At 72.4% G+C, this 11801-nt stretch carries 8 protein-coding genes and 3 pseudogenes; 7 read left to right on the top strand and 4 right to left on the bottom strand.

Features of this window, described 5'->3' with window-relative positions; all coding sequences use genetic code 11:
* Positions 1–227 precede the first annotated feature (227 nt).
* The 4 genes and pseudogenes from I8N67_RS43520 to I8N67_RS39670 all read left to right on the top strand — a co-directional run.
* Positions 228–449 (top strand): annotated as a pseudogene (locus I8N67_RS43520) (CopG family transcriptional regulator); the annotation flags it as partial.
* A 545-nt stretch (positions 450–994) separates the two neighbouring features.
* A pseudogene (locus tag I8N67_RS43515) lies at positions 995–2449 on the top strand (helicase-associated domain-containing protein); the annotation flags it as partial.
* A gap of 296 nt (positions 2450–2745) precedes the next feature.
* On the top strand, positions 2746–3084 hold the full coding sequence (locus I8N67_RS43510; RefSeq protein ID WP_234047009.1) for a WYL domain-containing protein: 339 nt from the start codon (positions 2746–2748) through the stop codon (positions 3082–3084).
* 51 nt (positions 3085–3135) lie between these two features.
* A pseudogene (locus tag I8N67_RS39670) lies at positions 3136–4112 on the top strand (phosphorothioated DNA-binding restriction endonuclease).
* Positions 4113–4114: 2 nt separating this feature from the next.
* Here the strand turns inward: I8N67_RS39670 and I8N67_RS39665 are convergent.
* Positions 4115–4531 carry a hypothetical protein gene (locus I8N67_RS39665; RefSeq protein WP_200309161.1) on the bottom strand — a complete coding sequence of 139 codons (417 nt, stop codon included), beginning with the start codon at positions 4529–4531 and terminating at the stop codon, positions 4115–4117.
* Positions 4532–4896: 365 nt separating this feature from the next.
* Here I8N67_RS39665 and I8N67_RS39660 point away from each other — a divergent pair, with 365 nt between their 5' ends.
* Positions 4897–5382: a cation:proton antiporter regulatory subunit gene (locus I8N67_RS39660; protein WP_200309160.1), complete on the top strand. Its 486-nt coding sequence runs from the start codon at positions 4897–4899 to the stop codon at positions 5380–5382.
* A gap of 124 nt (positions 5383–5506) precedes the next feature.
* Complete coding sequence (locus I8N67_RS39655) at positions 5507–6826, top strand: cation:proton antiporter (protein ID WP_200309164.1); 1320 nt, start codon at positions 5507–5509, stop codon at positions 6824–6826.
* Between the two features lie 99 nt (positions 6827–6925).
* Here I8N67_RS39655 and I8N67_RS39650 read toward each other — a convergent pair whose 3' ends face one another.
* Positions 6926–7216 (bottom strand): hypothetical protein, encoded by a 291-nt coding sequence (locus tag I8N67_RS39650; protein WP_200309159.1) that lies wholly within the window; start codon positions 7214–7216, stop codon positions 6926–6928.
* Positions 7185–8090: an NAD(P)-dependent oxidoreductase gene (locus tag I8N67_RS39645; RefSeq protein ID WP_200309158.1), complete on the bottom strand. Its 906-nt coding sequence runs from the start codon at positions 8088–8090 to the stop codon at positions 7185–7187. The genes I8N67_RS39650 and I8N67_RS39645 overlap by 32 nt, the downstream gene beginning before the upstream one ends.
* 302 nt (positions 8091–8392) lie before the next feature.
* Here I8N67_RS39645 and I8N67_RS39640 point away from each other — a divergent pair, with 302 nt between their 5' ends.
* Positions 8393–9466, top strand: coding sequence for a TauD/TfdA dioxygenase family protein (locus tag I8N67_RS39640; RefSeq protein WP_200309157.1), 1074 nt, complete (start codon positions 8393–8395; stop codon positions 9464–9466).
* A 16-nt stretch (positions 9467–9482) separates the two neighbouring features.
* On the opposite strand, the gene I8N67_RS39635 is transcribed toward I8N67_RS39640, so the two are convergent.
* Positions 9483–11429: a copper resistance CopC/CopD family protein gene (locus tag I8N67_RS39635; protein ID WP_200309156.1), complete on the bottom strand. Its 1947-nt coding sequence runs from the start codon at positions 11427–11429 to the stop codon at positions 9483–9485.
* Positions 11430–11801 lie beyond the last annotated feature (372 nt).

The following is an 11801-nucleotide window of genomic DNA, read 5'->3' as shown; positions in this document are numbered from 1 at the left end:
CACACCGCAGAGCAAGAGATTGTGACCGCGGAACGGTCAAGCACAGGTGTGTGGTGTGGGCGAGAGCGTGACGAGCGTGGCTCCTGTACAGGCGTCCCTGGCATGCGTGCGGCACTGGACGGCCGACGATGTTGGTGCCTGAACGAAGTGAGGTGTCCTCCCCGCCACCTGCCATAGCCCCCTGACCGCGGAAATTCGCGTCATGCCATCGAGGGCGACGCACTGGTCGTGCGGAGGCGGCAGAGCGGGGCCTGTCGGCGTACGTCACCGAGGCGCTGCGATTCAAGCGCGACCGGGACCTGCTGCTGGAGCTGGTCGACTGGCTGCAGGAGGAACACGGCCCCGTCACTGAGGACGAGCGTGCGGCTGCTTTCCAGGAGTTGGAGGACCTCGACGCCGAACACGAGCAGCGCCGCGCCACCGGAAAGCACAACGCCTCAGAGGCTGCGAGAAGAAGCGAGCCGCTGAGCACGGACAGCCGCCTTTCCGTGTCTTCGTACTGGAACGCGAAGCCCTGTCCCCTGCGGTACGCGGCGACAGGAAGACGATCGCCTGGCTCGACCTCTCGGCGCGAGGGGAAGCCGAGGTGGTGACGTCCCCGATGACACTGGTCGAGGCGTGCGACGGCAGAACCACCCGAGCAGCGCTGGGACTGGGGGCTCTCCCGGCTCAAGGTCGCCGACATCGGAAAGGACGAGGCTCGCCAGGCCCGGCGCCTCCTGGCTGACGCCGAGCTGCACGGCCACAAGCACGCGATCGACGCCGTACTCGCTGTCATCGCCCGCCGGCAGAAGGGACGGCCCTGCCGCGGCTCGCACGGCCTTACCTGCAGGTGGCCGAGGCACTCGCGGCGCTGGAGGCACCCGCGTCGCCCGATGCCCTGGCGAAGCTGTTGGGAGCGACGGACGACGAAGCCGCTCGCGAGCTGGACACCGCGCTGGAGGTGCTGGCCGATCATGCTCTGGTCTGGCCGGACGCCGCAGGCAAGCTCCACATGGCCGCACCGCTGCGGCAGGCATGGGACGCGCCCCTGGGGCTCGACGCACCGCTGGAGCAGTTGTCGGCGGGCACGACCTCCGACGAACTGCGCGGCATGTCGGTGGCACTGGGCATCAAGCCGCCCGGCAGCAAAGCGCTGCGGCTGGCCGCCCTCGGGGAACACCACAGCGACCCGGAGCGGGTCGCCGCACTGGTCGCGACGGCCCCCGCGGCGGCCAGGGAACTGCTCGGACTCCGGGCGGCGGCCGCGCCGGGGCAGCCGCCGCAGTCCACCGTGTTCGGGACCCCCGGCCCCGGCCTCGAACCGGGCGCGCGATGGGCACTGGACCGAGGGCTCCTGATCCAGGACCGTCACCGCTACGGCCCGGCCCGGATGCCTGCCGAGGTGGCGCTCGCCCTGCGCGGGCCCGGCCGGCAGGCCCCCTTCGAGCCCGTCCCGCCTTTCGCGCGGCTGGTGGCGGTCACCCCGAGGGAGGTGGACCGCGAAGCGTCAGCCGTGGCCTCGGCGTTCGCGGCCCATGCCGTCTCGGTCCTGTCGGCCTGCTCGGCGACCCCGCCGGCCCGGCTGAAGTCCGGCGGGGTCGGTGCACGTGAACTGGCCCGGATCGGCAGGGCCGCACGGGCCGACGACGCCGTCGTACGTATCACCCTGGAGACCGCGTACGCCGCCGGGCTGCTGGGTCGGGACGGTGATCGGGTGGCACCCACCGAGGCATACGACGTCTGGGCGGTACAGGAACCCGCGGAGCAGTTCCCGGTACTGCTGCGGGCGTGGCGGAACCTGCCGCTCATTCCCACCCAGGCACGCGACGAGGACGACAAGGCGCTGCCCGCTCTCGCCGGCGCACCGCCCCGCAACGGCTGCGCGCAGGCCCGGCACGGGCTGTTGACCGCGGCCGCGGAGCTCCCGCCGAGGCAAGGCGTGAGGGTCGCCTCGGATCTGGGGCCGCTGATCGCCTGGCACCGTCCACTGGCCGACTCATCGCCCCAGGACGCGGCGCCGTTCGCCGCCGTGATCCGTGAGGCCGAACTGCTCGGTGTGTTCGCGCGCGGCGCCCTGTCCGCGTTCGGCATCCACCTGCGGACCGACGACACGGAGGGGCTGAGCATCGAGTGCCGACGGTTGCTGCCGCGGGCCACCGAAAGGGCCCGGATCGGCGCCGACCTCACCGCCGTCGTCACCGGCACACCGTCCGCACGGCTCGCCGCGCTCCTGGACTCCGTCGCCGACCGGGAGACAAGCGGCACGGCGTCGGTGTGGCGGTTCAGCGCCGGCAGCATCCGCCGGGCCCTGGACGCCGGCCGTGTCCACGACGACATCACGGCCGACCTGACCGCTGTCGCCGCCGGGCCCCTGCCGCAGCCGCTGTCGTACCTGATCGCCGACACCGCGCGCGGCCACGGGCGGGTGCGCATCACCCCCGCCGCCTGCGTCATCCACGGCGACGAGCCCGCGCTCCTGGCCGAGCTCGCCGCCCACCGCGCACTCGCCCGGCTCGGACTGCGGCAGCCGGCGCCGACGGTTCTGGTCAGCCGCAGTCCGCTCGACACGACCCTCGGCGCGCTCCGAGCCGAGGGATACGCCCCCGTCGCCGAGACCGCCGAGGGCACCGTACGCATCGAGAGAGCCCGGCCTCGGCGGGCCGCCGCGTCCATTCCGGCCCCTCGCGGCACCAGCGGAAAGACCGGCCGCCGGACCGCGGCCACCCTCGCGGCGGAGGCACCGGGCGCCGTCGACCGAACGCCTTGGCGACCAGGCTGCTGGCCGCCCCGCCGGCCTCCCCATCGGAACCGGATCCGCTCGACGGAGGCCCTTTCGGCACCGACACCGAGGAGATCGTCGCCGGATGGGCGAAGCGACTGCCGTACAGCGATGTCCGCCAGCTCGCCCATGCGGTCGACACCGGCAGGGCCATCACCGTCGAGTACGTCGCCACCTCGGGCAACCGGACCCTGCGCACCCTCAGCCGCCTCGACCTCGACCCGCCCTACCTCGAAGCCTGGTGCCACCTGCGGGAGGCCGAACGCGTGTTCGCTCTCTCGCGCATCCACAGCGTCGTGCCCGGACAAGAGTCACATCGGTGACCACGGGATCAGTTGCTCCGGGCTCCTGTGGTCGCACTACGATCGCCCGTCATGGACTGGCTCGAACGCACCGCGAAGCTGAGGCAGTGGAGCAGGAGCGGGAGTCGTGCTCCGCATAAGCCGCTGTTGTTTCTGTATGCGCTCGGGCGGTTCCAGCGGGATGCGGAGGGCGAGCTGCGGTACAGCGCGGTCGAGGAGGATCTGAAAGGGCTGCTGGCCGAGTACGGCCCGGCCAACAGGACGACGCCCGCCTATCCGTTCCACCATCTCGTCAGCGACGGGGTGTGGGAGGTGCGCACCGACCGGGGGCCGGGCAGTCCCGGCAGCGGGGTGCGGGAGCTGCGGGCGGCGGGTGCCGCCGGGCGGCTGTCGCCGGAGTTGCGGGCGGCGTTGCGGCGGGAGCCGTCGCTGCTCGGACGTATGGCGCGCGTGCTGCTCGACCTGAATTTCCCGCCCTCGCTTCACGGGGAGCTCTGTGAAGCGGTCGGATTGGACCTGGACATGGACCTGGATATGGGGCTGGATATGGGGCTGGATATGGGGCTGAATATGGGGCTGGGCATGACATCCGGCGAGAGCGAGCGGGTCGGGTCGCTCGGGCAGCTTTCGGCTGTGCGGAGGCGGCGGGATCGGCGGATGCGGGAGCAGGTGCTGACCGCGTACGAATACCGGTGTGCGTTCTGCGGGTACGACGGCAGGCTCGGGGCCGTTGCCGTCGGGCTGGAGGCGGCGCATGTGCGGTGGTGGGCGTTCGGGGGGCCGGACGATGCCGACAACGGGCTGTGCCTGTGTTCGCTGCACCACAAGCTCTTCGACAAGGGCGTCCTCGGCATCGGTGACGGTCACCGCATCCTGGTCTCGCAGCGGTTCGTGGGCCACAGTCCCGCGGCCCGTCAGCACGTCATCGCGCTGGCGGGGCGTCCGCTCGTCGGGCCGCGACCGGGTGCGGACCCCGTCGCGGCCGTCCACCGTTCCTGGCACACCGGCCAGGTCTTCCAGGCACCCCACGGCCGGTCGGCGCCGCCTGAGCTCAGTCCTTCAGCGGAGGATGTTCCGTGGTGAGGCGGCGGTAGGCGGCTCGGGCCTGGAGGAGGCGGGCGAGGGCGGTGCCGGTGAGGGCCGCGGTGAGGAGGCAGGTGAGCCAGAAGGCGTCGCGGGGGTTGGTCCAGGTCAGGACGCCGGCGGGCGGGATGGCGAAGCCGTTGAGGAAGAGCCAGCAGAGGGCGGCCGTGCCGGGGGCGGCGGTGAAGCGGGCGTACGCGCCCAGCAGGGCGGACAGGACGGACAGCGCGCCCAGGGCCCAGCCGGGGCGGTCCGTGCCGACCAGAGCGTTGAGGACGCCGACCAACGCCATCGCGCCGCCGAAGGCCGTGGCCCATACGAGGGGTGTGGCGACGGGCTGGGGTACCGGGCGGGGGCCGGTGCCCAGGATCACCCATTGGATCATCGCCACGCTCCGTGGGTGGTGGGGACGCCCGCTGGGATCACGCTGATGCTTCCTCTCGGTCCTCCCCCGGTGCCGGTGCCGGTGCCAGCGCCCGTTCCGGTGCCGGTTCCGGTGCCCGTTCCGGTGCCGGTGCCGGTGCCAGCGCCCGTTCCGGTGCCCGTTCCGGTGCCCGTTCCGGTGCCGGTGCCGGTGCCAGCGCCCGTTCCGGTGCCCGTTCCGGTGCCGGTTCCGGTGCCCGTTCCGGTGCCAGGGGATTGTCGCATCGGCAGGGTCAACCTCTCCTCCGGCAGCGGATCTTCGGGGTCTCGTTAGGGTGGCACCGACGGTTGTCCAAGGAAATATCCGAACCAGACAGGGGGCCAGCCGTGGGTGCTCCGCGCCTCAGTAGTACGCCGTTGCCGGGCATCGGGGTCCGTTACGACCTCACGACCAAGGAGCAGCGGCGACTTTCGGTGGTCGCTCACCGGGACGGTTCGCGGACGTTGAGCGCGTACCGGCGGGACGATCCGGACGCGTGTGCGCTGTCGGTGCGGCTGTCGGCGGGCGAGGCGACCGCCCTCGTCGACGCGTTGGCACCGGACCACCACAGCCCGAACCTGTTGTCCACCACGGAGTTGGGGCTGGTCGCGGAGCGGATCGAACTGGCTTCGACGTCGCACTGGAACGGACGCGTGCTCGGCGACACCCGGATGCGGACCGCTACGGGTGCCTCCATCGTGGCCGTACTGCGGCGGGCGGAGGCGATTCCGTCACCCGCGCCGGACTTCCGGCTGGCGGGCGGCGACACGCTCATCGTGATCGGCACCCGGGAGGGTGTGGAGGCGGCCGCGACGATACTCGGACGGGAGTGAGCGGAACGTGCACCTTTCCGCGCCCGACGCTGCGTCCCTCTCCATTCAGCTCTCCGGTCACTTCTCCGATCACTTCCCCGGTCATTTCTCCGGTCACTTCTCCGCTCAGTCCGCTCTGTCCGCTCTGTCCGCTCAGACGTCCGCGCACTCCTCCGCCGTCTTCCTCATCGAGTTCGGCGCAATCATCCTCGGCCTCGGGCTGCTGGGGCGGTTCGCCGGACGGTTCCAGCTCTCGCCGATACCGCTGTATCTGCTGGCCGGACTCGCCTTCGGGGAGGGCGGGCTGCTGCCGCTGGGCACCAGCGAGGAGTTCGTCGCGATCGGCGCCGAGATCGGCGTGATCCTGCTGCTGCTCATGCTCGGGCTGGAGTACACCGCCAGCGATCTGGTCTCCAACCTCAAGACCCAGTACCCGGCCGGACTCGTCGACGCCGCGCTCAACGCGCTGCCGGGCGCGACCATGGCCCTGCTGCTGGGATGGGGGCCGGTTGCCGCCGTCGTACTCGCCGGGGTCACCTGGATCTCCTCCTCCGGTGTCATCGCCAAGGTGCTGGGCGACCTCGGACGGCTCGGCAACCGTGAGACGCCCGTCGTGCTCAGCATCCTGGTCCTCGAAGACCTCTCCATGGCCGTCTACCTGCCGATCGTCACCGCCCTGCTGGCCGGGGTCGGTCTGGCGGCGGGCAGTGCGACCCTGGCCATCGCACTCGGTACGGCCGGGGTCGTGCTGCTGGTGGCCGTGCGTTACGGGCGGCACATCTCCCGGTTCGTCTCCAGCGACGACCCCGAGAAACTGCTGCTCGTCGTGCTGGGGGTGACACTCGTCGTCGCCGGGCTCGCCCAGCAGTTGCAGGTGTCGGCGGCCGTGGGCGCGTTCCTCGTCGGCATCGCGTTGTCCGGTGAGGTCGCCGAGGGCGCGCACAGTCTGCTCGCGCCCCTGCGGGATCTGTTCGCGGCCGTCTTCTTCGTCTTCTTCGGCCTCCACACCGACCCGGCCAGCATTCCGCCGGTGCTGCTGCCCGCGCTCCTCCTGGCCGTCGTCACCGCCGCGACGAAGATCGCCACCGGGTACTGGGCCGCGCGGCGGGCCGGGGTCTCCGTCAAGGGCCGCTGGCGGGCGGGCGGCACGCTGGTCGCCCGCGGCGAGTTCTCCATCGTCATCGCCGGCCTCGCCGTCACCGCCGGTATCGAGCCGTCCCTCGGGCCGCTCGCCACGGCGTACGTACTGATCCTTGTCATCGCCGGACCGCTGACCGCGCGGTGGACCGAGCCGGTGGCGATGTGGGTGACCGAGCGCCTCCAGCGGGCTGCCGCTGGGGGTACGGCAGCGGCTGACAGGGGCGATGGCCAGGGCGAGCGTGAGGGCCAGAGCGACGGTCTGTTGGGGTCGGCGGGGGCGGCGCACGAGGCGTTGGACGGGCAGGACGTGGCTGATCGGGCGTGAGCCAGCCCCGGGGGGCGGGGAGGGTGGCTCGTCATCAACTCTCGTGTGAGCCGTGCCGAGCCGTGCGACCGTCTCCCGTGAGGCCGGCGCCACGCAAGCTCACTGAGCCGTACCGGCCAACAGCCGGCGCCGTACCGGGACTTCGCGCAGCACGCGGGGCTCGCCCGGCGCGTGCGGGGCGGTGACGTCCCAGTCGTACTTCGCGGCGAAGGCCGCTGTGGCGAAGGCCGCTGTGGCGAAGGCCGCTGTGGCGAAGGCCGCTGTGACGTCCGCCGGGAACGGGCCGTGGGGCCACCGCCGCGCCCTCCGCCACGACGGGATACCGGCCGTCCGCCAAGGCCACAGCGGCGGCGACACATCACTCGTGCGCGCCCTCGGCGCGTTCGGCATCGTCGAAGCTGGCGAAGTACGCGGCGGCCATGTCCTCGTCCGCGTGGCCCTGGGCGGCGGCGCGGGCGAGGCGGGCGGCGCCGGCCTCGGCGAGGTCGAGGCGTACGCCGTACCGCTGTCCGGCCTCGACGATCAGGCGGGCGTCCTTGGCGGCGGTGGCGACGGCGAAGGCGGCGGGGGAGAGCCGGTCTTCGAGGACGAGGGCGGACTTGGCGCGCAGGTAGCCCATGTCGAGCGGACCACCCTCGATGACCTCGAAGAAGGACCCGGGGTCGACGCCGAGGGCCTGGGACAGGGCGAGGACCTCGCCGGCCGCGTTGGTGGCGGCGAGCACCCAGCTGTTGGCCACCAGCTTGAGACGGGTCGCGGTGCCCGCCGCGCCGTCCTCGCCGGTCCAGACGGTACGGGCGCCCACCGCGTCGAACACGGGTTCCACCGTCGCCCGCCCCTCGGCCGGGCCCGCGGCCAGCACCGTCAGCTGCCCGGCTTCCGCGGGCCCGCGGGTGCCGAGGACGGGGGCGTCGAAGAAGACCAGCCCGTGCTCACCGGCCAGCACGGCCAGTCCGGCGACGGCCTCGACACCGGCGGTGGTGGACTGGGCCCAGACCGCGCCGGAGCGCAGGCCGGGCGCCGCCTCACGCATCACGGCCAGGACGGAGGCCCCGTCGTACAGCATCGTGAGCACCACATCGGCGCCCCGCACCGCCTCCGCCGGCGTCCCGACGACCTGCGCACCGTCGGCCGCGAGCGGCTCCGCCTTGTCGCGGGTACGGTTCCACGCCCGTACGGTGTGGCCGGCTCGGACGAGGTTGCGGGCCATCGCGGCGCCCATGATGCCGGTGCCCAGGACGCTTACGGTGAGCTTGTCGGTCATGACATCAACTTCCTCGTAGCTCGTAGTACGTACTCGTCGTGCCTGCTCGTGTACCTACTCGCGCCTACTCGTATCTGCTCGTGCTCAGTTGAAGTTACTGTGCGGCCGGGTCCTGCCGGCGCTCGTCCGCGCCACTCGGCGGGCCGTGCGGGGGTGCTCCGGCTGACGGGCACTTGCCGGTCGTCCCGCATGCACGGGCCGTCCCCAGGGAAGACCGGGGCACGGGGAGCGGAGCCGGACCGGGCTCGAACGGACTGGACCGGACCGGAACGACACGCGGCGGGCACGTCGAAAGGCAGACGATGGACACCGACTCCGAAACCGAAACCGAAACCGACACCGACTCCGAAACCGACACCGACACCGACTCCGAAACCGACACCGACACCGGCACCGGCACCGGCACCGGCACCGGCACACATACGGCAGGCCCCGCAGACGGCCTCGACGTACGCCCCGCCTCCGGACACATCGGCGCCGAGATCCACGGGGTCGACCTCGCCGGCCCTCTCGACGACAGGACCGTCGCGGGCATCCGCGCGGCGATGCTCCGCTGGAAGGTCGTGTTCTTCAGGGAGCAGAAGCTGGACCACGCCGGTCAGATCGAGTTCGCGCGCCGCTTCGGTGAGCCGATCCGGCCGCGTTCGAGGGGCTCGGTCTCACCCGCCGACTTCCCCGAGATCGAGACGACCGCCGACCGTCAGGAGCTGGGCCGCAAGCACGGCATGGACCAGGCCGAGTGGCTGGAGCGGCGCCGCCACTCCACGTTGCGCGGCTGGCACGCCGACCACACCGCGCGCATCGACCCGCCCGCCCTGACCCTCCTGCGTGCCGAGCGCGTGCCCCCGTACGGCGGCGACACCACCTGGGCCAACCTCGCCACCGCCTACGCGGGCCTCTCCGAACCGGTCCGCCGCTTCGCCGACGGGCTGCGCGCCGAGCACCGCCTCGGCGTCGGCTACCTCGCCCGCTCCGGCCCCGACCCCTACCTCCGCCACCTCCAGGAGCAGCAGGTCGCGTCCGTCCACCCGGTCGTCCGCGTCCACCCCGAGACCGGCGAACGCGTCCTGTACGTCAACCCGTACTACGTCGAGAACATCGTCGACGTCACCCGGGCCGAGAGCCGGCTCCTCCTGGAGATGTTCGTCGAGCAGATCACGCGCCCCGAGTACACGGTCCGCTTCCGCTGGGAGCCGGGTTCCGTGGCCCTCTGGGACAACCGCGCCACCGTCCACCTCGCCCCCAACGACACCGCCCACCTGGACTTCCCGCGCGTCATGCACCGCGTCATGGTCGCCGGGGACCCGCCCGTCGGCGTGAACGGCACCCCGTCGAAGTCCCTCACCGGCAAGCCGCTGCACGACCCGCACCGGTAGGGCAGGCCTCCGGCGGCTAACCGACCTTCACCGTCTTCTCCACCGTGACCTGGTCGATCTCCGTCGTACGGACCGTGAACTTCATCGTCCAGGTGCCGGCCAGGGGAAGCTGGAGGGTGTCCGTGGCCCAGTAGCCGCCGCGATTGGTGAGCTTGGCGTCGATGGGGCCGATCTTCTGGGCCCGGAGCGTGAAGGTGAGACGCAGTTCCGGGACGGTCGCGATGCCGTCGTCGGGGCCGAAGACCACGGCCTGCACGGAGTTCTTGCCCACGCGCCCCGGCCCGAGGTCGAGCTGCACCTTGCCGTGCCCGTTCGGGGTGCCGACGTCGAAGGGGACCGTCGTCGAGGAGCCCGTGGACTCACCGGCCGCCACGTTCGCACTCTCCTCCGCGATCTCCGCCGCCGCCCGGCCCGGCAGGGTCCCCGTCAGCACGGTGGTGATCACCAGCACCACGACCGCGACGGTGAACTCCGCGAGCACGGAACGCCGGAGGGCGTCACGGTGCCGGCCGGCAGGCGAGTCCTCTGCCGGTTCCGGATCACTGTCCTGGTCGACGTCCTGGTCACCAGGGGGCGGTACGTCACCGTCGGCATCCCCGACCCGCCCCCCAGCCCCGGCCCCGGCCCCCACCCGCTCAGGCACCTTCGCCGCGACTCCCGCCCGCTCGGCGGCCTTCGCCGATACGACGACGGCGGGCTCAGCCCCGGTGCTATCCGTCCCGGCACCCGCACCCATGCCCTCACCCGTGCCCTCACCCGCCCCCCACCGCCCGGTCCACCGCCCGGTCCACCGCCCGGTCCACCGCCCGGTCCACCGCCCGGTCCACCGCCGCGAGAATCCCGCCGCCACCAGCAGAAGCACCACCGCGACCAGCTTGGCGACGAGGACCTCGCCGTACGCCGTGGAGGTGAAGGCGGACCAGGAGCCGAGACCGCGCCAGGACTGGTAGACGCCGGTGACGGCGAGGACGATCACCGAGGCGAAGGCGAGGCGGGAGAAGCGGGTGACCACGGCGGCCGAGAGGGACTCCGGCGCCCGGTACAGCACGGTGAGGAGGGCGGTCAGTCCGCCCAGCCAGACGGCCATGGCGAGCAGGTGCAGCACGGAGGAGGTCATCGCCACCGGGACCTGGATGCCGGCGGAGGCGTGCTCCGCCGCCGCCCATGTGCCGGCGAGGCCGACGGAGAGCACGATGCCGGCGCCGAGCGCACCCTTCCCCCACGTCTCCCGCCGCCGAAGCCGTACGAGGAAGAAGGCGGCCACCGCCAGCAGGGCGAGCCGTGCCAGCAGCGCGAGTCCGGGTCGGCTCACGGCGCTCTCGCGCAGGACGGACAGGTCGAGGGCGGCTCCGACACCGCTGCCCCGTTCGTACGGTCCGCGGAGCAGCAGCAGGACCGCCGAGGCGAGCACCAGGGCGAGCCAGCCCGCGCGCAGCAGCTTGCGCAACCCCTCGCTCGGACCGCCGAGCACGGCCGCCATGAAGAAGGTCACGCCGATGAGGAGGGCGAGGGCGCCGTACGCGAAGTAACGGATGATGTCGTAGAGGGAGGAGGTGAGGGGGTCCTCGGCGAGGTCGGCGGGGAGGACGGCGGTGGTCGCCGAGGGTTCGCCGATCGAGAAGAGCAGGGCACCCGAGATGGGGTGGCTGTCGGCCGAGACGACCCGCCAGGCGATCGTGTACGTGCCGTCGTCGAGGCCGGTCGGGAGGGTGACACGTGCCGTGTCTGAACGTCCGCCCGAGCGCCCCGGCTTGCCGGTGTCGACCGCCCGGTTCCCGGGGTCGACGACCCGGACGGAGTCCGCCAGGAGGCTTACCGACTCGGTGAAGCGGAGGGTGACGTCCCGGGGAGCGGCGTCGAGGACGCTTCCGTCCACGGGGTCACTCCCCTTGAGAGCGGCGTGCGCGGACGCGGTCCCCGCCCCGCCGAGGAGGAACAGGACCAGCACGGTGCCCAGCAGCACCAGGCGCTGAACCCCTCGGCCCCCGGCCCCGCGCCGGCGTCCGTATCCGCCGCCGGCCCCACCAGTTCCGCCATGTCGCCTCTCGACCCTGCCCCTGCCTCGGTCCACGTCTTGCTCCGGATCCACATCCACTGTCGCCGGCTCTCGGACTCCGCGAGCTCTTCGAGTAGGTACGGGCACCACGGACGTCGCGTTCAAACCGCCCGGCATCCTCCCTGGACGCCACGCACGAAGCGGTCACCCAGGGGATTCACGCCCGCCCCAGTTCCCCTGTCAACGCGGCCCGTTCCGGGTACCGCTCCGCCAGCTCCACCGCGTCCCCGTGCTCATACCGTTCCTGGGGACTGAGCGGGAGTGAGTCCGCTCAGCCGC

It is taken from the genome of Streptomyces adelaidensis (assembly GCF_016598475.1).
Classification (GTDB): Bacteria; Actinomycetota; Actinomycetes; order Streptomycetales; family Streptomycetaceae; genus Streptomyces; species Streptomyces adelaidensis.
The sequence above is the reverse complement of the archived record's forward strand: the minus strand, read 5'-3'. Positions and strand labels throughout refer to the sequence as shown.